Raw genomic sequence first — 22,090 nt, forward strand, 5'->3', positions numbered from 1 at the left:
TGCCGCTCAGCGCAATCAGGCAACCCTGCGACGCCCAGAGAGGTCCATTTACCGTTGCTTCCTCACGGACCTGGCGGGGTTCACAGACATCTGCCGCGCAGGACCCAATTGCGCCGAGCGGCAGGGCGGGGAGAAAACCGGCCTATTTCTTCCGCTCGCTCTCTTGCCTTTCGTTCCGTATCCTTCTCGGACCAGGGCTATTGTACACCTGTCCCAGGTCTCTTGTCAAGATTGGTGGTGGATAGCGGCCCAGGTGGGTGGACAGGCCATTTATGGCGAGCCGCCTCCCGACGCCTGGCGCTTGCCTGGGCGGTCTGACCGGCTCTGGCGAGGGCCAGGGCGAGGGCGAAGAGGGGTCCTGAATGGGACGGAGCGCGGCCTGCCCTGGCGTGGCGGTGGGCAGGCGGACGCTCCAGGCCGGGCCTCTCTGGCAGTCTGCTACAGATACTTCTCGATCAACAGGCGGTACTTCTCGCGCACCGTCTCGGGGATGAGGGTGCGATCGGTGATCATGGCCGAAGCCAGCGCGTGAGGGCAATCGCAGCTCACCGTGCTGCGGTCGGAGGGAATCTTACTGACCAGGCGGCGCAAGATTCGTTGAGCATTCGTCACATTAGCATTCAGGTTCTGGACCACCAGCTCGACCGAGACCGATTCCTCGCTCTCATGCCAGCAGTCGTAGTCGGTCACGCAGGCCAGGGTCGCATAGCACAGCTCCGCCTCGCGGGCCAGCTTGGCCTCGGGCAGGGCCGTCATTCCAATAATATCCATGCCCCAGCTACGGTAGGCCAGGGACTCGGCCTTTGTCGAAAAGAGCGGGCCTTCGATACAGACATAGGTACCGCCCTCGTGGACGCGCACATCCCCCAGTTCGCGGGCCGTTTCCGACAGCAGCCGGCTCAGCGTGGGACAGAACGGCTCAGCGAAGGTACAATGGACCACCAGGCCGCCCTCGAAGAAGGAGTTGACACGGCTCTTGGTGCGGTCAAACAACTGGTTGGGGATCACCAGATCGCGCGGCGCGATATCCTCGCGCAAGCTACCGACCGCGCTCACCGAGATTACCCACTCCACGCCCAGGCTCTTAAGGGCCCAGATATTGGCGCGTACAGGAATCTCGGTCGGGCTGAGGCGGTGGCCCCGTCCGTGGCGTGGCAAGAAGGCCACCGGCACCCCTTCGAGCTTGCCGATCGTAATCGCATCGCTGGGGGCGCCAAAGGGCGTCTCCACCGTCACCTCTTCCAGGTCTGTCATTCCCTCCATGCGGTAGAGGCCGCTGCCACCAATCACCCCAATGGTTGCCTGTGGCATAGCAATCGCTCTCCTCCTTGCTGGCTGAAATCGTCACGATTCCCCTGGTCAGGGGCCGCTTTCTGCTCGTGGGCTGGCCCTGTCCAGAGGGTCAGAGTCTGGTGTGTGTGGGAGCACACAGTCAGGCCGATCTGATGCGCAGATAGCGCAGCTTGCCCACCTTGAGCACGGCGCCCTCGCTGGGGGGCACCATGAAATCGGGCGTCTGGACCGTCTGAGACTGGCCGCTCGAGCCGTCGGGGAAGAAGCTCACGCCGCCCTGCTGAATCAGCCGGCGGGCCTCGTTGCGGCTAGCGGCCAGTTTGGCCTCCACCATCAGCGTCACGACGTTCACCGGCTCTGCCAGCCGGTACTCAGGCATCTCCGCCGGTAGCTGCCGCTGGGAAAACTGGCGGACAAAAGCCTCCTCCGCTGCCTGAGCGGCCTCTGGGCCGTGGAACTCGCTCACGATCTCGCGCGCCATGCGGCGCTTGACCAGCATCGGATTGAGCGAGCCCTCGGCCATCTTGCGGCTCATCACTACCAGCTCCTCCTCGGGCCCGTCGGTCAGCGTCTCGAACTAGCTCATCATGGCCTGGTCGGGCAGCGACATCAGCTTGCCATACATATCGTTGGCGGGAGCCGTCAGGGCGATATAGTTATTCAGCGATTTGCCCATCTTTAGCTGGCCATCCAGTCCCACGATCAGCTGAACCGTCAGAATCTGCTGAGGCGGCTGGCCAAAGATCGGCTGTAGCTCGCGTCCCACCAAGAGATTGAAAGTCTGATCGGTGCCCCCGATCTCCACATCGGCGCGCAGGGCTACCGAGTCGTAGCCCTGCAAGAGAGGATACATCAGCTCTGAAAGAGCGATCTCGATGCCGTTGCGGAAACGCTTGGCGAAATCGTCGCGAGCCAGCATCTGGGCCACCGTCTTGTAGCTCAACAGGCGCATGACATCGGCCAGGGTGAACTGATCGAACCACTCGCTCTGCCAGCGCACCTCGGTCCGCTCGCGATCAACAATGCGGTAGAACTGGTCCAGATAGGTAGCAGCGTTGGCCTTAACCTGCTCGGCGCTCAGCGGCTTGCGCGCGTTCTCGCGTCCGCTCGGGTCGCCCAGGCGGGCCGTCCAGTCGCCGATCACCACCACCGCCTTGTGGCCCAGGCGCTGAAACTGGCGCAGCTTGCGAAAGACCACCGCGTGGCCAATGGTCAACTCGTAGTGGCTGGGATCGACGCCAAGCTTGACCCGCAGCGGCTCCCCGTGGTTGCCCTCCAGCAGCAGGCGCCGCAGCTCCTCCTCTTTCTCCACCAGCACCACGCCGCGCTTGAGCACGCGCTCGATCTCAGCTTGCTCTGGTGACTGCTTCACCGTCACGTCTTCTGCACCCTTCCTCTTCTGACTGATTTGGTGAAATGGGTTGGCTTGCGTGTTGTCAGCATTGTAGCAGAAAGGCGGGATGGCGTCGAGAGGCTGAGTTTGATAGAACCATTGTCAACTTTTCTAACAGAATTCTTATAGATCGCCAACGTTGCTCTAATAGAGAGCGCGCTATACTCTAAGGCGAGAGGCAGGCCCACCCTGGACCAGGCCCCTCGACGACCGGCCTTCTCTCTCGGGCTGCGCTCGCAGCGGCTGGTCGCTGGGGGCGGGCCTGTCAACGGAAGCGGACGAAGATGATGTGAGCGAGAGAGGCCGAGCTTCTGCAAAAGGCAGCGCGTCCTTGTTCGGAGCAAACGAAGTTAGCGAGCAGGACTGACCCTATCGGCGTTCAAGTTAAGTTGACTTAAGTAAGGAGGTGTCTATCCTATGCCGGACCTGACACGCTACAACCCGTTCCAGGAGATGATTTCGCTGCGCGAGGCCATGGATCGTCTCTTTGAGGAGAGCTTCATTTCGCCGCGCACGCTCTTGAGCCGGGGTGTGGCCTCGAACCTGTACGAGACAAAAGATGACTTCATTCTGCAGATCCCCATGCCGGGCGTGAAGCCGGAGGAAGTCGAGATTACCGCCCAGCAAGACACGGTCTCTGTCAAGTGGGAGACGAAGCCAGTGGCGCCTGAGAACGCCACCGTCCACTGGCGCAACTTTGGCAATGGGCAGTATCAGCAGTCGTTCACTCTGCCCGCGCCGATCAATCCCGACCGGGCCGAGGCCAACTATCAGAACGGCATCCTGACCCTGCGCCTGCCCAAGGCCGAGCAGGCCCGCACGCGCACCGTCAAGGTCAACGCCCGCTAGTGCCAGTCAGAGCAGCGGGTGGCGGCCTGGCAAGACTGATTGCTCGCTTTCTGGTCCAGACTGGCCGCCGGGCAGGTGCGAGCAGAGGCGCGACGGGTCTGGTCGCTGCTGACGGGCGTGCGGGGCCGCCGCGCCGCTCTGGCGTCCTGACCGCCTTCCCCCATCGGAGGGAGGCGGCCAGGCATCTGGCCTGGCGGCGACCTCTTCTTGTCGGACTACGATCGTTGCTCCTGCTCGCGTCCGCCGCAGCCCTCCGCTGCCTCCTCCGATCGGGGGGATTCTCCCTCTTGCCCTTCTTCGTGCTCGTCGGCCTGGCGCAGGCGGTTGCGAGCGCTGATAATGTGGTAGAGAATAATGAGCTGCGTCAGCGCCAGTGGGTCGCTCTGGCGCAGAACGTTGCCGACGTAGAAGCGCCCGAGCAGACTCAGGCGCTCTGGACGCAGGTGGTTGATCTCCTGCATGTGGGCCCAGATACAGTTTTCCAGCTCACAGGCCTTCTGGTGGCTGATATCGCCATCGATCTCCAGCACATCGCGCAGTATCCCGTCATAGACCTCTTCCACCAGGCGCAGTGCCGGCTTGCGCCCATTGTGAGACACTTCCAGGACGTCTGAAAGATCGATTTTGGGGGCGTGTTTGGCCTCGATCAGGCGCACGTCGAGATGGGCCAGGTCGCGTGTACGATAATAGAGGCTTCCGCGGTAGAAGCGCACAATGATATCGGCGAAGCGCTTCTGGGGCTGGATATAGAGGCGGCTATCGCGGCGGCGCAGGGCGATCTGCTCTCGCACCTGCTCGACGGTGTAGCCGCGTGACGTGCTATCGCGCATAATCTTCCACTGCTGCTGGAGGGCCGCCTCGGGATCCAGGTAAATACGCACGTGAGCCAGGCGGCGCAGCTCTGGCGTAAAGAGGGCGTGGAGGCCGTGAACAAAAATAATCTCTGCCGGCTTGACCTCCTCGGGCGGGCCAAAGGTGCCGGTACGGTGATTGTAGACCGGCTTCACGATGGTCTCGCCGCGTGCCAGGCGCTGCAGGTGCTCGGTCATCAGCGGAAAATTATTGGCGCACGGATGGAGGGCCGTAATGCCGGCGCGCATCCGTGCCGCGCGATCCAGGGTGTGGTAGTCATCGAGGCAAATATGGGTCACGGAATCCTGGCCAAAGAGCTGCACCATTCCATCGGTCAGAGTGCTCTTCCCTGAGCCGCTATCTCCACAGACCGCGACGATGAGAGGCTTGTGAGCTGTCTTCTGTCTCTCCATGAGTTAGCCACTGATTAGCAGGCCGGCAGGCGAGGCCACTCGAGGTGCTGCTGCCTGGCGTCTGCGTGCTCTGAACACCATCCATTCCACCTCGCCGGAAGCGGACCTTTCCCAAGGGTTCGCTGGTTAAAAGTATAGCATATCTCGCCTATCTCGCGGCCAGCCCGCCGCTATGGGCGTACCCACTCTGGAAGAAGAGGCCAGAGAGGGAGTACAATAGAAGGACAACGAAGCGAACTTAATTGCCAGTATCGCCGGTGGAGTGGTCTGTTATTATGGAACATGTATTGCTGGAGCGATTGCGGCAGGGTCCGTTGCTGTGTGACGGAGCGATGGGAACCCTGCTCTACGCGCGTGGCGTTCCCTACGAGCAGTGTTTTGATCTGCTCAACGTCACGCGCCCGGAATTAATTCAGGGCATTCATCGGGAATACATCAGCGCCGGGGCCCAGATCATTGAGACCAACACCTTCGGCGCCAATCGCCTGCGCCTGGCTGCCTACAATCTGGAGGATCGAGTCCGTGAGATCAACTTTCAGGGGGTGCGGCGGGCAATTGAGGCGCGCGAGATCGTCGGCCTTCCGGTCTTTATCGCCGGTGCCGTCGGGCCAAGTGGCCAGCCGCTGCAGGCTCCGGAGAGCGGGCGGCTCAACGAGGTGCGGGCGGCCTTCCGCGAGCAGATCGAGGCGCTCCAGGAGGGGGGGGCCGAGCTGCTGATTTTGGAGACCTTCACCAGCCTGGCCGAGCTGCGCCAGGCCATTCTGGCGGCCCAGGAAGTTGGAGGGCTGCCGATCGTTGCTCAGGTCAGCTTCTACGAAGATGGGCGTACCCTTTCGGGTCAGTCAGCGGCCAGCGTGGCGCGCGAGCTGTATGAGCTGGGGGTTGACGTCATGGGAGCCAACTGCTGCGTGGGACCGGCCACGACGTTGGAGGCCCTGCAGGGGATGATCGCCTCCCTGGCTGAGGAGATCCAGAGCGCCGTCCACCAGGGAAAGCGTCCCCCGCTCTTCTCGGCCCAGCCCAATGCCGGCCTGCCGACGCGCATCGGCAACCGGTTCTTCTATGTTTCGACCCCCGACTACTTTGCCGACTATGCCCTGCGCTTCGCCCAGGCTGGGGTCCGCCTCATTGGAGGCTGCTGCGGTACCACCCCGCGTCATATCGAGGCCATGCGCAAGGCCCTCGATGCTCACTATGGTCGCCTGGAAGCGGGGGGAGGGGACCAGACGGAGGCCGCCGCTCCCCACAACGGTACCTCCGCCGCAGTCCAGGGCCAGGCAGGTCTGCCGGCCTCCCCCCCTGCTGTTCAGGTGCGCGGAGAGCGCCGTCCCCCGGTCGGGACGCTGCCGGAGGAAGAGGTCATTCTGCCCCAGGAGGGAAGCAAAACGCGCCTTCAGCAGAAGCTGGAGGCCGGTGAATTCGTGATCAGTGTCGAGCTGGACCCCCCGATGGGCCTCAATCCCTCCAAGATTCTGGCCGGAGCCGCTCAGCTCCAGCGCGACGGGGTCGACTGTATCAACATCGCCGATAGCCCGCTGGCGCGCGTGCGCATGAGCTGCATCGCCCTGGCGCGCCTGATCCAGGACCACCTTGGGATGGAGACCATCATCCACTTTACGACGCGCGATCGCAACCTGATGGCGTTGCAGGCCGAGCTGCTGGGAGCCCACGCCCTGGGACTGCGCAATATTCTGGCGCTGACCGGCGATCCCCTGCGCGTGGGTGACTATCCCAACACGACCGGGGTCTGGGATGTCGATTCGGTCGGGCTGATCCGTATCCTGCGCGGCATGAATGAGGGACACGATGCCGCCGGTGGCTCCATCGGCGCCAAAGCCTCCTTCCATATCGGGGCCGCGCTCAACCTCAACGTCAGCGAGGAGGAGAGCGAGCGCGAGATTGAGAAGTACTATCGCAAGTTAGAGGCCGGGGCCCACTTTATCATGACCCAGCCGATCTACGAGCTGGCTCCCCTGGAGCGCTTCCTCAAGCGCGTTGGCCAGCCACCGGTGCCTGTGATTTTGGGCTGCATTCCTCTGCATAGCTGGCGCCATGCCGAATTTCTCCACAACGAGGTTGCCGGTGTCACCATCCCCGAACGGGTGCGCGAGCGCATGCGCGCTGCGGGCGACCAGGGCACTGAGGAGGGCTTGCGGCTCGCTCAGGAACTGCTGATGGAGGCGCGCGACCTCGTTCAGGGCGTCTATTTGCTCCCCTCCTACCGGCGCTACGACATCGTCGGACGCCTCACCCGCTTGCTGCGCGAGGCGCCGGCCAATGCCTGATAGCGCCCTGGCCGGGCCTGCGGAAGGCAGACAGGCGCAGGGGGGTGAGAGCGAAGAACAGAGCCTGGCGCCAGCGCGCGCCAGGCGCCGGCGCGCAGAAACGAGACGGAAGGAGAGATAAGGGGGCCGGACCTGGCGCGCGAGAAGGATCTGGTGAGCCTGACGGACTTACGGTGTACCGGCGGACTCGCTTTCGTAGATCACCCCGGTAGGTAGGGGGTCGGGAGACGACGAGGTCTGCCTGCGTTGGAAAAACTGGCGGCTCGTTCCTGGAAGGAATTGGCCGCCGGGCAGGTTCCAGCCATGGGGGCGCGAAACCACGCTGATACGTGGGAGCACGAGCGAGGCCGCCAGCCGGTAGCGCTCTCTGATGTAGCGCTGCAGGATAGCGGCCAACTGCTCTTCGGCCTCGTGGAGCGTCTCCGCGTAGGTAAAGGAATGGACGGTGCGCCGTCCGATGGTGATGTGACCGGTATAGAGCGTTCGCATGGACGTGCCTCTTCTGCCGGGTCGGGCGATCCACAAGTACGTGGGAACGTTGACATCGGGCCTAGGCAAGGATGAAGGGCGTGGGCTGCGGGCGATCCGTGAGAGCGCCAGGCAGGTCTGGTGAGCTACCCGGCAGCCCCTACACGCCGCTGCCCTCGGTGAAGGCGCCAGCGTGGGGGGCATAGAAGGCGGAGACGGCAGCCAGGCAACCGCTCATAGTGGTCCTCCTTTGCAGTTTCCACCGCCGCCAGCGTCAGAGGGCGGCGTGGAAGCAGCCTCTGAAGCACAGACAATGCGCACAGAAGGATGCGGCCAGAGATCTTCTGAGATCTGCTGCGCCTGATGAACACAAAGAGGGTAGAAGCGAACAGACACATTACCTCAATAAGTATAACATACCAGGGGCTTGCTCTGTCGCCGCTTCCCAGCCGAAAGGATGCGGCCCGAGATCGCTCAAAGGGAGCGAGCCGCCCGGAGCCGGCGCGGGCCATCCGCTGGCCGACGAGAGAGGAGCGGGGAGAGAGATCGGGAGGCCGAGCCAGGCCGGGTGGGACACAAGATCAATTGACTTCTTCCACCCCTTATGCTACACTTAATCCGTCTATCCAGGGGATAGACACCGGTCCTGGAATAGACAGGTAAGCAGGTCATCACAAGTCAGGAAAGGAAAAGGGAGGTTTGGCCTATTAACAGAGATCCTCGGGGGAATGACCGGACGCGCGAAACACGGGTCAATGAGCGCATTCGGGCACGAGAAGTACGCCTCATCGATGAGAATGGCGAAATGATCGGCGTGATGCCGACGCCCCGCGCTCTTGATATCGCCCGTGAGAGGGATCTGGATTTAGTCGAAGTGCAGCCCAACGCTGTACCACCGGTCTGCAAGTTGATGGACTATGGACGGTACAAGTACGAGCAGGCCAAGAAGGAGAGTGAGGCGCGCAAGCACCAGAGGACGATTACGCTGAAAGAGATTCGCCTGCGCCCTCGCACCGATGAGCACGATGTCGGCGTGAAAACACGCAAGATTCAGGAGTTCTTAGCTGATGGCGATAAGGTGCGGGTCAGCGTCCAGTTCCGCGGACCGGACTTGCGCCACCCAGAGATTGGCCGTAGGCTGCTGGATAGCATTGCCGAGACCCTAAAGGGAACGGCGGTCATCGAACGCCCGCCCATCATGGAGGGCCGGGTAATGTCGATGATTGTCTCGCGCGCGCCGGGGTGGGAACCGCCCAAGAAGCAGGCACCTACCCCCGCCGGTAAACGCCAGGTGGCCACGGCGGGAGCCGTGGCTGGCAGTCAGGCACCAACCTCCCCATCCGCTCCTGCTGCTGGGAGCCAAGAGGTGGGGGAATCTCAGTCTCAACCATAGCTTTTCGTCTCCCTCCTGTGCTATCAGGAGCGGATGCTCTTCTCCTGTAGAACGTTAGGTTGCTGACACTGCAGGTAAAAGGACGTAGTTCTCAGTAACTACGTCCTTTTTCTTCTTCAGTCGCATGAGCGGTTGACTTTTCCTGCCGAGGCGACTACCATACGGGAAGGACCGTCTTGATAGTTCATTCCGCCGGTGTTGCCCCGCCTGCGAGCAACCTGTCCTGCTTCTGATCCGCCAGCGGGCGTGTCTGCCACAGGTAGTGGGCCTCAAGGGCCTCACGACGGCTCGGCTGGCTGCAGTGCCAATAGCCCCAGGCCCAGTCCCAGCCTGGTTCCCTCGCCTCGGGCTGGACCCGGACCGATCCCGCTGGCTCACAAGCCGCGCCCGCTGGCCGCTGGGATGCGCCAGTTGCTCTGCGGTCCGACCTGACCTGTGTCTGTGATTGGGTCCGACCTGACCTGTGTCTGTGATTGTCCTGCCTGCTGTCTCTGACCTGTGTTTGGTTGCTAACTAGCTAGCTAGAGACGCTTTCTTGGGAGGAATCTGGTGAGCAACTATTATGACCCGCGCTGGTATGAAGACGATGAGCGGCGCAGTTGGAGGCCGTTCGCAGCCGGAGACGCGGCCGATCCCCTCTCCGGCCTGCAACCGGAGGCTTCCCCCCCGCTCGGTGCGCCCGTCACCCCTTCCGATCAACCCGCTCCTCCTGGTTGCCGTATTGCCGTCCGCCGCGCCGTCACCGTGACTGCGCTGCTCATTCTGGCTTTCATCGCCGGCTGGTTTAGCCACCAGTTTTTCTCTTCCGGCTCCTTCCCCGCCAGTAGTCAATCGCAAAAATATGCCCAGCTGATCCAACAGGCCTGGACAATTGTCGATCAGAAGTACGTCGATCGCAAGGCGATCAACTATCAGAAGATGGCCTACAGCGCTATTCAGGCCATGCTCGACACCCTTGGCGATAAAGGACACACGCGCTTCCTCTCGCCCGACCAGGTTCAAGCCTTTAATCAGTCGCTCAGCCCGACCCTGGTTGGCATCGGCGTCTACATTCAGCAGGATCCGACCACCAAGCAGGTGGTCATCAGCGATACGGTCCCTGGGGCGCCAGCGGAGAAGGCCGGTCTGAAAGCCGGCGACATCCTCCTCTCGGTCAATGGTCAGAGCGTGCAGGGCAAGGACCTTGAAACGATCAGCTCGCTCTTGCGTGGACAAGAGGGCACCTCTGTCTCGCTAACCGTGCGCCGCCCCAGCACGAATCAGACCCTGACTTTCCACCTCAAGCGGGCCAGGATCACTGTGCCCAATGTCATTCTGCATTACATTCCCGAGGTTCATGTCGCCCATATTCAGATCGTTCAGTTCGCCGATGGGGTCAGCGACCAGCTACGCAGCAGCATCCAGCAGGCCAAGAAGCTGGGGGCCAGGGCCATTGTGCTTGATCTCCGCGGCAATCCGGGTGGTCTGGTCGAGGAGGCCATCAATACCGTCAGCGAGTTTCAGGCCAGCGGCACCGTCTTTGTGGAGCAAGATAGCTCGGGGAGGCGTACGCCCTACCAGGTGACGGGGCATGTGGTCGATGCCAGGATCCCTCTGGTGGTGCTTGTCGACAACGGGACGGCCAGCGCGGCTGAGATCGTCTCGGGAGCCTTTCAAGACAACCACCGGGCGACCATTATTGGCACGCGCACCTATGGTACAGGCACGGTACTGGAGCAGTTCCCGCTCTCTGATGGCTCCGAGCTACTGCTCGGGACAGCGGAGTGGCTGACGCCCGATGGTCACTTCATTCGTCAGAATGGCATCCAGCCCAATATCGTGGTCTCGCTCAAGGCCGGACAAAGCCCTCTGACACCGGCCGCGGAGAACCGCGACCATCTGACCTATGAGCAGATCCTCAAGAGCGGCGATAGTCAGCTGATTCGGGCCCTCCAATATCTGCAGGGTCAGCCCTGACGGGGAAGGCTGGCGGAGGCATCCACGAGGCCGGTCACTTCGAGTGAAAGGAAGCCGCCCAGGGAGTCGGAGGGAAAGACGCTACCACTGCGCCGATGGGGTTCAGGATCTGACGAAGGGATTGAAGGGAGATCTCGGCCGACCACTGCCCTTCCCGCACGTTCTGACTGGCAGGCGAGAGTCAGAGGGCCGAGGCTGTTCAAAGTCAGAAGATAGCCAGCGAGCGGGCAAGGGTAGAGCGGGAAAACCAGGCGAAGACGGCGTTGTCCTGACTGAGGCCCCTCTCGGGTGGCTGCTATCCTGATAGGTCGCCTTGGCGATGGCAGGTACTTCTTGCACCGGAACCAGCGCCGGACAGGGAGCCGCTGCTGCTTTCGGCAGACCAGCAGGCGACCAGACGTCCCTTGCTCGCCGCTCACTCTTTGCATCCTGCTAAGAGAGCGCTAAATCACTAAAGGGCGAACTTTGACCTTGAGGCAGAGAGCTAAAACGCGGAACGACGGATCGGCCACAAACTGCAGGCGAGGAGATAGACAGAGCTAAGAGGACCACCCCGACCTCCATACCGCGCGCCTGGTCCTAGCGCGAGGAAACCTCTGGCGGTCGCTGAGGCTGGGCCTCGCGCCCCGCCTGTGGCTGGGGGCCTGGGTATTGGTAGCCCGGATAGCCCATCTGCCCCGCCGACCAGGGCATGCCTCCCCACCAGGACAACTGCGGCGGCGGAGCGACTGATTGCTGCCCGTTTGGCAGTGCGGCAGCGCCCCCGTAAGGAACTCCGGCAGTCGGCCCTGCAGAAGAGAGGGACCCGCCAGTGAAGAGTGGCCCAGCCGGCATCTGCTGCCCGCCTGCGGGCTGAGCGGAGGAATAGGGCGGGGCGAAGAAAGCCTGACCAGCCAGGCTCGGACTCGCCTCTAGCCCAGCCCCAGCGACTGGCAGCGATACGCCCGATGGAGCGGCGGCCGCCGGGCTGCTGCGCCTCCGGCCCAGCAAAATGATCAGCCCTTTGAGCACCAGCGCGATGCCGAAGAAGGCCAGCCCTCCCCCCGAGATCACCCAATAGGGATAGATATATTCGCCGCTACAGGCAGCGTAAGCTACCAGGGCCCCGGCGGGGATCAACAGGATCCCCACGAGAAGCTGCAACAGCGGCTTCTCCCTCTTGGAGACAAAGCGGTAGAGCCACAGGAACAATCGAACCATTAACGTGCTCCTTCCTCAAAACAAGACAACAACCGGTCGATGGGAGCAGCCATCGATACAGGTGTCTATTTTAGAAAAGGAGGAAGGGGCAGTCAACTAGCTCGTGCTGCAGGGAGTCTGAGCAATAGCAGCAAGGTAATATTTGCTCGTCGGTGGATGATCGAGAACGGCGGCGATGAAGCGTGTGGCCTTGACCACCTGTTCGAGGGAGATCCCCGTCTGGATGCCCATGCCGTGGAGGAGGTAGAGCAGGTCCTCGCTGGCCAGATTGCCGCTGGCGCCGGGCGCATAGGGACAGCCACCAAGGCCGCCAGCGGAGGAATCCACGCAGCTCACTCCCATCTGGAGAGCGGCCAGGACATTGGCCAGGGCTGTGCCGCGCGTATCATGGAAGTGCACGGCCAGGCGCTCGAGAGGGATGCCCCCTTCCGTCGTCAGCAGCTCCAGAACCTCGACCACCTGGTTGGGGGTAGCCACGCCAATCGTATCGCCCAGCGACAGCTCGGCGACGCCCATCTCCAGCAGCTCCAATGCTACCGCCAGCACGCGCCGCGGATCAACTCGCCCCTCGTAGGGGCAGCCGAAGACCGTCGAGATATATCCTCGTACGCGCACCCCTTCGCGCTGGGCCAGGGCCAGAACAGGGCGGAACTGGGCCAGACTTTCGGCCACGGTGGCGTTGATATTGTGCCGCGTGAAACTATCGCTGGCCGCAGTAAAGACCGCCACCGAGCGCAGCCCCGCCGTCAAGGCCCGCTCCATACCCTTGAGATTGGGCACCAGGGCCGTCAAGCGCAGCCTCGCTGACAGGTCGCCCAGGCCGGCCATGACCTCGCTGGCGTCGCTCAGCTGCGGGACCGCCCGTGGACTGACAAACGAGGTCACCTCGATCTCCGAGTAGCCTGCCTCGGCAAGCAGGCGAATAAACTGGATCTTCTGCTCGGTAGGAACGCGCACTTTTTCGTTCTGCAGGCCGTCGCGCGGTCCGACTTCGACCACACGCACCTGACGCGGCAGGGTAGAGAGATCAAGCTTCATCGCTCTGCGCGGCTTCTCCCCGATCTGCCAGCCAGAGACGGCCTGGCGTGCCAGGGCAAGCACGCTCTGTCGGCTCGCGGGCAGGTCAGGGTAACGGCCGCTTGCTCCTTTCGCCAACGAAGGTAGATTATGGCTTTAACGAACAAACGAGCAAAGAGACGAGGCGACCCTGGCGCGCCAGGTCCTGGCCTTTGCCAGACCAAAGCCTCTCCCGGCCAGGAGAGGCTCCGCCTCTCGCCTCTCGTACCGGAATCTGCCCGGGCCGGGCGGTGGCCAGAGGGCCGGCCCGGGGTCGCCGGGCTAGCGCTCCCCCCGCGCTCAGGAGAGGTTGGTCGCCTCCCTCATGACAGGAGATTGAGCCATTGACTGTTTGGCTGGCGCGCTGGCGCGCTTCTTCTCGGCGCTGCCCGCCACAGGAGCCTGCACTGCTGAGGCTGGTGAGCCTGGCAACTGGGATTGTTCCGCGGGGGCCGCTAGAGGCTCCGCCGCGTTTGGACTATTCAGGCGCAGCACTCGCACCTTAGTAATGCGCCGCCCGCGGGTCGCCAGCACAGTCAGGTTCAAGTCCCCATAGGTAATTGTATCGCCGGCCACCGGAATCTTGTCGAGCTGAGCGTAGAGGAAGCCGCCGAGCGTCTCATAGTCCTCGTTGTCAAGCTTCGTGCCCATCAGCTCGTTGAAATCGTCGATATTCATCTTTGCATCGACGATATACTCTGAATCGCTAATGCGTTCGTAGAGGTTCTCTTCGCGATCGTACTCATCCTTGATATCGCCGACGATCTCCTCCATCAGGTCCTCGATCGTCACCAGGCCAGCGACCGAGCCGTACTCATCGACCACGATAGCCATATGGGTGCGGCGCTGGCGGATCTCGCGCAGCAGGTCATCGAGCTTCTTTGTTTCCGGCACGAAGTAGGCCGGGCGCACCAGCTCGCGGACCAGGCGGCTATGGTGGCCCTGGCGCAGCTCCTTGAGGAGGTCCTTTGTATAGAGGATGCCCAGGATATTGTCGAGCGATCCCTCATAGACGGGGATACGGGAGAGGCCGCCCTGCAGGGCCACATCGACGGCCTGATCGACGGTTGTCTCGGCCTCGAGGGTGATCATATCAATGCGAGGCACCATCACCTCGCGCACCGGAGTATCGGCGAACTCGAAGATGCTGTGGATCATCTCCTTCTCCTCTTCTTCGAGCACGCCCTCCTGCTCGCCGACTGAGACCAACAGGCGCAGCTCTTCCTCCGTCACGAAGGGGCCGGCGTGCTTCAGCTCGCCGCCGAGCAGGCTTGCCAGAGAAGATGTGATCACGCCGAGCAGCCAGACGAGCGGCCTTAGCAGCCAGGCGGCAAAGCGCACGAAGCCGCTGAGGGCGCGTGCCCAGCGCAGGGGGTTTTGAACGGCGGCGGTTTTCGGCGTAATCTCACAGAAGATCAGGACGATCAGCGAGATGAGCACAGTTGCGATCAGCTCGCCCCAGGTAGCCGAGAAGCGGAGGGCCAGGACCGTAGCCATACTCGAGGCCACGATCACAGCGATACTGTTGACCACCAGGATCGTCGAGAGGAACGTATTCGGGTGGGCCAGCAGGCGCTCCAACTCGGCGGCCTGGGGATCGCCCTCCTCGACGAGGTTTTTCAGCTTGATGCGGCTGACGGAGGTCAGCGCGGTTTCGGCGGCGGAGGCGGTGGCGCACAGAATCAGAGCAATGGCCAGAATGACCAGCTGGAGCCAGGCCACGCCGTCGAGCTGGGGGAGAGAGAGGCTAAGAGCGGCGGCAATCCTGACAAGGGGTATGCCATCGGCGTCCATAGTCGTAGTTACTCCTTTTTGCCTCCTTCCGCGTCTGAGGAGGCCTGTTCTGCTGCTCCCGCGGGATCGAGCATGCGCAGCAGACGGGCGGGCACACCAACCACCAGCGCATGGGGAGGCACGTCGCGGTTGACCACGGCGTTGGCGCCGGTCATGGCGCCCTCCCCGATAGTCACGGGCGGCACAATGATCGTATCGCAGCCGATGAAGGCGCCATCCTCGATGACTGTGCGGTACTTCTGGCGCGTGATCCCGCTATAATTGGACGTCACTGTGCCCGCACCGATGTTGACATGTGCCCCGACAGTGGCATCACCGATGTAGCTGAAGTGATGCATGTCGGTTTCCGCACCGATATACGAGTTCTTCACCTCACCAAAGTTCCCCATACGCACGCCACGAGCCAGATGGGCGCCGGGGCGGCAATGGCTGAAGGGACCGATTCGTACGTCGTCTTCGAGAATAGCCTCTTCGAGAGCCGAATTGCGAATAATACAGCGGTTCCCGATCAGCGACGACTCGATGGTCGTGCCGGGGCCGATACGGCAGCCGGAGCCGATTTGTGTCCGGCCAGTGATCATGGTGCCGGGCAAGATCACCGTATCGGGTCCGATGGAGACCTCGGCATCGATATAGGTAGCCGCGGGATCAACGATCGTCACGCCCGCATACATGTGGCGCTCCAGGATGCGGCGCCGCAAGATCTGCTCCGCCGCTGCGAGCTGCACGCGGTCGTTGACGCCCACCGTTTCCTCCAGGGCGCCGGTCACCGTGGCAATGGGGCGTCCCTGCGAGCGGGCCATCGCCACCAGATCGGTGAGGTAGTACTCGCCACTAAAAGGATTACGCGCGAGTCGAGGCAAAGTTTCCCAGAGCCAGCGGCGCTCGAAGCAGTAGACTCCTGAGTTGACCTCTTTGATGCGCTTCTGCTCTTCGGTGGCGCGTTTGACCTCAACGATCTCTACGACGGCGCCCGAGGCATCGCGAACCACGCGCCCGAAATCCGAAGGCAGCTCCGTGATGGCCGTCAGGAAGGTGACGGCGGCCTGGCTCTCCAGGTGCCGGACCAGGACGCGAGCCAGCATCTCGGCGCTGATGAGGGGGGTATCGCCGTAGCAGACAAGCACCGTCTCGGGAGGAGGATCCAGAGCATCGACCGCCTCTCGGGCGGCCAGGACGGCGTGGCCGGTCCCCAGTTGCTCGGTCTGCATGGCATAGTAGCAGCGCTCGCCAAAGGCGGTCTGGATCTGGGCGGCCTCGCAGCCGACGACGACGATCGGGCGGTGGGCGGTGGTGGTGGCTGCCAGCGGAGCAAAGGCAGAGGTGAGAGGGATGGCTTCCACGGCGTTGAGCACGTGGCCTAACATCGGCAGCCCGGCCAGCGGATGAAGCACCTTGGGAATAGCGGAACGCATCCGCGTGCCCTTGCCCGCCGCAAGGACCACGGTCGCATAGGTCTTCATTGTCGAATTCACAGAACCTCTTGTTGTAGAGCTATCTCCTCGGCAGCGCGTGCCCCTGCGTCACGAACCGCCGGGCTGAGCTGCAAAGGGTCCGCGGCCCTCCCGCTCAGTGCATGGGAAAGAAATAAACTCCCCCTTTTCCTCGCTTGCTGCCTGGGCAAGCACAGTCAAGAAGACGATCAGCTCACCTTCGCTGCTGGTCGGAAGGGACCAGCCGCTGCTCCCATCGGCGGGGAGCAGCGCGGCAATGGTTCGGGTGCCAGGATTCGAACCTGGGATCGCGGATCCAAAGTCCGCTGCCTTACCGCTTGGCCACACCCGAAAGTCAAGAGAAGAGAGACGCAGCCGATCAGACGCGGTGTCCGCCGCTCTCGACGCCTTTGCCTGCCTGACTCATCCCGGCCTGGCCGGCTTACTGCCTGCCCTGCCGCTCTTGCACGCTTGGAGAGCTGGAGAAAGTCGCAGCATGACACCTTGTCTGTAGCTGTCCGAAAACAGGATACCTTTTCTTGTCGGCCCTGTCAAGAGGGAAGCAGGGTCAAGCCTTGCTCAGGTCTGAATGGTGGCACTACGGTGACGACCCTCTGCCGCTGAAGTCCAGGGTTTTGCAGGCCGCTTTGGCGGGAGGCGGGGAATAGCTGAAAGCCAGTTGTGGTTGTTTACTAAATAGATACACTATGTTATCATCTTGTCCAGAGAGGGGTAAGCTGGTTGGGGGGCCTCCCTCTCCCTCGCCGCGTGTTGAGTGCTGGCCCGCTCTGGACTGGAGGAGGAACCGTCGTGGAAGCCATATCGGCAAGTGAGTTGCGAGTAGATACGCGCCTGGCTAAGTTTTCGCAGGGCAGTGTTGTCGTCTTGACGGCTCTGGCCTTTCTGTTGAGCTGGCCGCCGCTAGTGCTGGTCACCGGGCTACTGCTGGCCTGGAGTGCTCTCTGGCCGGCGGCTGGTCCCTTTGCTCTGCTCTATCGCCATGTCCTGGTTGCCAGTGGTCTGGTGAAGCCCCGTCTGGTTGAAGATGACCCGGCCCCGCACCGTTTCGCCCAGGGGGTGGGAGCCACGCTTTTGCTGGCCGCCGGGCTGCTCCTTCTGCTGACCTCCGCCTCAGTCCTGGGGTGGGCGCTGGACCTGCTGGTTTTTGTCCTCTCCTTTGTCAATCTCACGGTTGGGTTCTGCGCCGGCTGCCTGGTCTACTATTATCTGGGGAAGCTTGGTGTGGTCCCTCGTGTGCGCTACGAAGGGGGCTTTCACTGGCGGGGTGTAAGGTAAAACGGGGGGCTAGCGTAGGGCCAGGGGTGGACAGCCCTGGCCCATCAAGGACTGCAGGAAGATGATGAATGTGATGCTCTGGCGGGCGGCCTTGTTAGTTGGGCTGGCCGCCCTGTTGTGGGCTTTAATTGTGCTCGGACGGCGCTTTGTGGAGCGGCAGCGTCGGGCGGCTCTGGCGGCGCCGGCCCTCGGCCTCGCGGCGGAAGCTGAGGCGGCGGCTTCCACGGCGCCGGTGCGCATTTTGCTTTTCAGTAGCGCCGAATGTCAGCAATGCCATCGCTTGCAGAAGCCGGCGCTGCGCCAGGTGGAGGCGGCTCGCGGTGAGCTGGTCAGGGTGATCGAGATCGATGCGCCGACTCAGCCCCAGTTGACGGCTCGCTATCGCGTTCTCACCCTGCCGACAACCGTTGTGCTGGATGGGCAGGGCAAAGCCCAGGCTGTCAACTATGGCTTTGTCCCCGCCGGACGGCTGCTTGCGCAGATCGATGGGGTGCTTGCCCGGCGAGTTGACTAGCCTCGAAGGGCGCCTCCGACCTGGGCTGCTCTCCCACTCTCTGAACCGCCTTTCGTGGCTCGGGCGCTCTCTTTTACTGAGCTGGTAGAGCGTTCTTCCATGGAGGAACATCTTGACGAAGCGAAAGGCCGCATGCCACAATGGCAGTGATTTCTTCAGAGAGGAAGAGAGCGAACGCCCATGCGAGTCCTCGAAACGCATGTCGACCGCAGCAGTCCTGAGTTTCAGGAAAATGCGCGTTATTTCCGTCAGCTTGTGGCCGAGCTGAAGGAGCGTCTGCAGCAGGTGCAGCAGGGCGGAGGCGCCGAGGCCGTAGCTCGTCATCGCCAGCGTAACAAGCTGCTTGTCCGTGAGCGCATTCGTTTGCTCTGTGATCCCGACACCCCGTTTCTGGAGCTGAGTCCGCTGGCCGCCTGGGATATGTATGACAACGAGGCGCCCTCGGCGGGAATTGTGACGGGCATTGGGGTGGTCGAGGGCCAGGAGTGCATGATCATCGCCAACGATGCTACCGTCAAGGGAGGGACCTATTACCCCATGACGGTCAAGAAGCATCTGCGCGCCCAGGAGATTGCCGAGCAAAACCGCCTTCCCTGTATCTATCTTGTCGACTCTGGTGGGGCTTTTTTGCCACTGCAGGCGGAGGTCTTTCCCGATCGCGACCACTTTGGGCGAATCTTCTACAATCAGGCGCGCATGTCGAGCCAGCGTATTCCGCAGATCGCCGTGGTGATGGGTTCCTGCACGGCGGGCGGGGCCTACGTGCCGGCGATGAGTGATGAGACGATCATTGTGCGTGGGACGGGAACGATCTTTCTGGGGGGACCACCGCTTGTCAAGGCGGCCACCGGCGAGGAGGTCAGCGCCGAGGAGCTGGGTGGGGCCGATGTCCACTGCCGCGTCTCCGGGGTAGCCGACCACTATGCCCTCAACGATGAGCACGCCCTCGCCCTCTGTCGCAGCATCGTGGCCAATCTGCAGCGGCGCAAGTACATTCCCTGGGAGATAGCCGAGCCGGAGCCGCCGCGCTACGATCCCGAAGAGATCTACGGCATTGTGCCGCGCGATTATCGCAAAAGCTACGACGTGCGCGAGGTGATTGCTCGCCTGGTGGATGGCAGCCGCTTCCATGAGTTCAAGGAGCTGTATGGAACGACTATCGTCTGCGGTTTCGCGCGCCTGATGGGCTATCCGGTGGGGATTATCGCCAATAATGGGGTGCTTTTCTCGGAGAGCGCTCTCAAGGCTACCCATTTTATTGAGCTGTGCGCCCAGCGCCAGATCCCGCTGGTCTTTTTGCAAAATATCACAGGCTTTATGGTGGGCCGCCAGTACGAGAGCGGCGGCATCGCCAAAGATGGGGCCAAGATGGTTATGGCGGTCGCCAATGCCCCGGTTCCGCGCTTCACTGTCATTATCGGCGGCTCGTTTGGAGCGGGCAACTACGCGATGTGCGGGCGCGCCTATTCACCGCGCCAGCTCTGGATGTGGCCCAATGCCCGCATCTCTGTGATGGGCGGCGAGCAGGCGGCGAGTGTGCTGGCGACGATCCGCAAGGAGAATCTGGCGGCGCGCGGAAAGACCATGACGGAGGCAGAGGAGGCGGCTTTTAAACAGCCGATTCTGGAGAAGTATGAGCGGGAGGGCAACCCGTACTATAGCACGGCCCGTCTGTGGGACGATGGCATTATCGATCCCTGTGAGACCCGCACGGTGCTGGCTTTGGGGATCGCGGCCTCGCTCAATGCTCCCATGCCTGAGACGCCCTTTGGGGTCTTCCGCATGTAGGGTGGCTCGCGCTGGTTTGGCGAGCCAGGCCGGATCAGGCCCCTCCGGCCCCCGTCCGGGGCGGGCAAGGCCCTGCCGCTGGCTCCCACCGGCCCGCGAGCTGAGCTGAGCTGAGAAGAAGGAGCGGCCCATCTCGATGTTGAAGGCACTGCGTTGCAATGCCCAGGAGCATTGCTTTCAGCGCGTCACCTCCCTGGCCGAGGCCCAACAGGCCCTGGCCGAGCCGCAGACCGTTCTCTGGCTGGACCTGGCCAATCCCAGTCAGGAGGAGCTGCAGCGCGTGGGGGCAGCCTTTCACCTGCACCCGCTGGCGGTCGAGGATGCCAGCCACAAGCATCAGCGCCCCAAAATCGAGGAGTATGATAGCTTCTACCTGCTCGTCTTTTATACGGTGCGGGCGGAGCCGTCCACGGACCACCTCCAGGTCTGTGAGCTGTCGATCTTTCTGGGAGAGCGCTACCTGATCACGGTCCATAGCGATCCGATCCCCGAGCTGGAGGAGACCGAGCAGCGCTGGACGCGCAACGTGCGCCAGCTTGAGGGCGGGGTCATTGTGCTGCTCTACTCGCTCCTTGATACGATCGTCGATCAGTATTTCCCCGTGCTGGACGCCATGGTCGAGCAGGCCGAGGCTCTGGAGGACCGCCTCTTCGAAGGCGAGCTGCGCCAGCGCTCCTTTACTCAGGAATTGCTGGCTCTCAAGAAGCGCTTTCTGACTCTGCGCCGCATCGCTGGCCCCGAACGCGACGTGCTCAATGTGCTTACGAATCGCGATAATCCGCTTTTCAACGAGCATGCCCTGCTTTACTTCCGTGATGTCTATGACCACATTATGCGCGTCGCCGATACCGTTGATCTCTATCGCGATCAGCTCAGCTCGACGATGGATGCTAATCTCTCCATCGTCTCGAACGACCTCAATAAGACGATGCGCACGCTGACGGCGGCCTCGATTATTCTGATGGTCGATGCCCTGCTGGCAGGTATCTGGGGCATGAACTTTGAGAACATGCCAGAGCTGCACTGGACCTATGGCTACCCTCTGGCCCTGATCCTGATGGGCCTGGTCTCCTTGCTCTTGCTGTTGATCTTTCGGCGCCTGCGCTGGCTTTGACGGAACAGGGCAGGCGCAGGGAGGGCTTGAGGGGGAGGGCTGTGGCTGGCAGAGGGATGGTATAATCAAAAGCAATAGGCAAGTGAAGGGCTGCGGTAGCCGTTGGCTTCTGAAGAGTCTGGAGGCCGATGGCTGGCGGGCGAACTGCCTGGGCGGCTTTCGCCCGACGTGCAGCTGAGTTTGTGTTAGGGATTGGCACAATGGAGTACACCCTACTCAGTGTCGAACGCAGCTTTCAGGACCGGGTGGCGACGCTGACCATGCGGCGCCCTGAGGTCCACAATGCTTTTAACAGGCAGTTGATTGAGGAGTTACAGGCTGCTTTCACTGCTTTAGGCGACGATGAGCGGCTGCAGGTTGTGGTCCTGACCGGCGCGGGTGCCTCGTTTAGCGCCGGGGCTGATATTCAGATGATGCAGCAGGCGGTGAATGTGAGCCGCGAGGAGAATGTGGCCGAGGCTTTGCGGTTGGCCGACCTCTTTGAGACGGTTGCTTCTTTCCCCTGTCCGGTGGTAGCCCGCGTCAATGGGACGGCGCTCGGTGGGGGGCTGGGCCTGATTGCCTCCTGCGATCTGGCGATTGCGGTCGAGACGGCGCGCTTTGCCTTTAGCGAGGTGCGTCTGGGGATTGCCCCCGCGGTGATTGCTCCTTATGTCGTGCGCAAGATCGGGGAGGGCCAGGCGCGAGCGCTCTTTGTCACGGGAGAGCAGTTTACGGCGGCGCGGGCCCGCGAGCTGGGGCTGGTGCATGTGGTGGTGGCCTCCCAGGAGCTGGACGCGGCGGTAGAGCAGGCGCTGCGCAATCTGCTGCGTGGTGGGCCGCGCGCCTTGCGTGCCTGCAAGCAACTGGCCACTCGCGTTGGCTCGCTGACCCGTGAGGAGGCGCGGGCCTATACTGCCAATCTTATTGCCGACCTGCGGGCGAGTGCTGAGGGGCAGGAGGGTCTGCGCGCCTTCCTGGAGAAGCGCAAAGCGAGCTGGGTGGTCGACTGAG

Annotated in this window: 17 protein-coding genes, 1 tRNA gene, 1 other RNA gene and 1 pseudogene; 10 read left to right on the forward strand and 10 right to left on the reverse strand. The window is 62.4% G+C overall.

The features are described from left to right. Window positions 1–10: 10 nt before the first annotated feature. The 3 genes and pseudogenes from ffs to tyrS all read right to left on the reverse strand — a co-directional run bounded on the left by ffs (window position 11) and on the right by tyrS (window position 2,665). Window positions 11–110: signal recognition particle sRNA small type (gene ffs / locus ACFMO7_RS08805), an RNA gene on the reverse strand. 328 nt (window positions 111–438) lie between these two features. Then, window positions 439–1,311 (reverse strand): S-methyl-5'-thioadenosine phosphorylase, encoded by an 873-nt coding sequence (gene mtnP / locus ACFMO7_RS08810; protein ID WP_376795119.1) that lies wholly within the window; start codon window positions 1,309–1,311, stop codon window positions 439–441. Window positions 1,312–1,432: 121 nt separating this feature from the next. Further along, window positions 1,433–2,665: pseudogene (gene tyrS / locus ACFMO7_RS08815) on the reverse strand (tyrosine--tRNA ligase). Between the two features lie 438 nt (window positions 2,666–3,103). On the opposite strand from tyrS, the gene ACFMO7_RS08820 reads away from it, so the two are divergent. Beyond that, a complete protein-coding gene (locus ACFMO7_RS08820) occupies window positions 3,104–3,535 on the forward strand; it encodes an Hsp20/alpha crystallin family protein (RefSeq protein WP_376795120.1) in 432 nt (143 codons plus the stop codon). A gap of 215 nt (window positions 3,536–3,750) precedes the next feature. On the opposite strand, the gene ACFMO7_RS08825 is transcribed toward ACFMO7_RS08820, so the two are convergent. Continuing rightward, the gene (locus tag ACFMO7_RS08825; RefSeq protein ID WP_376795121.1) at window positions 3,751–4,800 is read right to left on the reverse strand and encodes a phosphoribulokinase; all 1,050 of its coding nucleotides are present in this window, start codon (window positions 4,798–4,800) and stop codon (window positions 3,751–3,753) included. A gap of 275 nt (window positions 4,801–5,075) precedes the next feature. Here ACFMO7_RS08825 and ACFMO7_RS08830 point away from each other — a divergent pair, with 275 nt between their 5' ends. Next, on the forward strand, window positions 5,076–7,085 hold the full coding sequence (locus ACFMO7_RS08830; protein ID WP_376795122.1) for a bifunctional homocysteine S-methyltransferase/methylenetetrahydrofolate reductase: 2,010 nt from the start codon (window positions 5,076–5,078) through the stop codon (window positions 7,083–7,085). 168 nt (window positions 7,086–7,253) lie between these two features. On the opposite strand, the gene ACFMO7_RS08835 is transcribed toward ACFMO7_RS08830, so the two are convergent. Beyond that, a complete protein-coding gene (locus ACFMO7_RS08835) occupies window positions 7,254–7,574 on the reverse strand; it encodes a hypothetical protein (RefSeq protein ID WP_376795123.1) in 321 nt (106 codons plus the stop codon). On the opposite strand from ACFMO7_RS08835, the gene ACFMO7_RS08840 reads away from it, so the two are divergent. The 3 genes from ACFMO7_RS08840 (at window position 7,573) to ACFMO7_RS08850 (ending at window position 10,902) form a co-directional block, all read left to right on the forward strand. Next, complete coding sequence (locus ACFMO7_RS08840; RefSeq protein ID WP_376795124.1) at window positions 7,573–7,698, forward strand: hypothetical protein; 126 nt, start codon at window positions 7,573–7,575, stop codon at window positions 7,696–7,698. The genes ACFMO7_RS08835 and ACFMO7_RS08840 overlap by 2 nt on opposite strands. Before the next feature lie 561 nt (window positions 7,699–8,259). Beyond that, window positions 8,260–8,946: a translation initiation factor IF-3 gene (infC, locus tag ACFMO7_RS08845; RefSeq protein ID WP_376795143.1), complete on the forward strand. Its 687-nt coding sequence runs from the start codon at window positions 8,260–8,262 to the stop codon at window positions 8,944–8,946. A 549-nt stretch (window positions 8,947–9,495) separates the two neighbouring features. Continuing rightward, on the forward strand, window positions 9,496–10,902 hold the full coding sequence (locus ACFMO7_RS08850) for a S41 family peptidase (protein WP_376795125.1): 1,407 nt from the start codon (window positions 9,496–9,498) through the stop codon (window positions 10,900–10,902). A gap of 579 nt (window positions 10,903–11,481) precedes the next feature. Here ACFMO7_RS08850 and ACFMO7_RS08855 read toward each other — a convergent pair. From ACFMO7_RS08855 to ACFMO7_RS08875, 5 genes are all read right to left on the reverse strand, one after another. Further along, window positions 11,482–12,102 (reverse strand): hypothetical protein, encoded by a 621-nt coding sequence (locus tag ACFMO7_RS08855; protein ID WP_376795126.1) that lies wholly within the window; start codon window positions 12,100–12,102, stop codon window positions 11,482–11,484. A gap of 96 nt (window positions 12,103–12,198) precedes the next feature. Then, window positions 12,199–13,140 carry a hydroxymethylglutaryl-CoA lyase gene (locus tag ACFMO7_RS08860; RefSeq protein WP_376795127.1) on the reverse strand — a complete coding sequence of 314 codons (942 nt, stop codon included), beginning with the start codon at window positions 13,138–13,140 and terminating at the stop codon, window positions 12,199–12,201. Between the two features lie 318 nt (window positions 13,141–13,458). Next, window positions 13,459–14,952 carry a hemolysin family protein gene (locus ACFMO7_RS08865; RefSeq protein WP_376795128.1) on the reverse strand — a complete coding sequence of 498 codons (1,494 nt, stop codon included), beginning with the start codon at window positions 14,950–14,952 and terminating at the stop codon, window positions 13,459–13,461. Between the two features lie 8 nt (window positions 14,953–14,960). Next, window positions 14,961–16,427, reverse strand: coding sequence for a bifunctional UDP-N-acetylglucosamine diphosphorylase/glucosamine-1-phosphate N-acetyltransferase GlmU (glmU, locus tag ACFMO7_RS08870; protein WP_376795129.1), 1,467 nt, complete (start codon window positions 16,425–16,427; stop codon window positions 14,961–14,963). A 236-nt stretch (window positions 16,428–16,663) separates the two neighbouring features. After that, window positions 16,664–16,737 (reverse strand) — tRNA-Gln (locus tag ACFMO7_RS08875). Window positions 16,738–17,195: 458 nt separating this feature from the next. Between ACFMO7_RS08875 and ACFMO7_RS08880 the strand changes: the two genes are divergently transcribed. The 5 genes from ACFMO7_RS08880 (at window position 17,196) to ACFMO7_RS08900 (ending at window position 22,089) form a co-directional block, all read left to right on the forward strand. Beyond that, window positions 17,196–17,681, forward strand: a complete 486-nt coding sequence (locus ACFMO7_RS08880; RefSeq protein WP_376795130.1) for a DUF4395 domain-containing protein — start codon at window positions 17,196–17,198, stop codon at window positions 17,679–17,681. A gap of 61 nt (window positions 17,682–17,742) precedes the next feature. Beyond that, window positions 17,743–18,195, forward strand: a complete 453-nt coding sequence (locus ACFMO7_RS08885) for a thioredoxin family protein (RefSeq protein ID WP_376795131.1) — start codon at window positions 17,743–17,745, stop codon at window positions 18,193–18,195. Between the two features lie 180 nt (window positions 18,196–18,375). Continuing rightward, window positions 18,376–19,983 carry a carboxyl transferase domain-containing protein gene (locus tag ACFMO7_RS08890; protein WP_376795132.1) on the forward strand — a complete coding sequence of 536 codons (1,608 nt, stop codon included), beginning with the start codon at window positions 18,376–18,378 and terminating at the stop codon, window positions 19,981–19,983. 136 nt (window positions 19,984–20,119) lie between these two features. After that, window positions 20,120–21,097 (forward strand): magnesium/cobalt transporter CorA, encoded by a 978-nt coding sequence (gene corA, locus ACFMO7_RS08895; protein WP_376795133.1) that lies wholly within the window; start codon window positions 20,120–20,122, stop codon window positions 21,095–21,097. 200 nt (window positions 21,098–21,297) lie between these two features. Then, window positions 21,298–22,089, forward strand: a complete 792-nt coding sequence (locus ACFMO7_RS08900; RefSeq protein ID WP_376795134.1) for an enoyl-CoA hydratase-related protein — start codon at window positions 21,298–21,300, stop codon at window positions 22,087–22,089. The last annotated feature ends 1 nt before the right edge of the window (window position 22,090 follow it).

This window comes from Thermogemmatispora sp. (genome assembly GCF_042408735.1).
In the GTDB taxonomy this organism is placed as follows: Bacteria; Chloroflexota; Ktedonobacteria; order Ktedonobacterales; family Ktedonobacteraceae; genus Thermogemmatispora.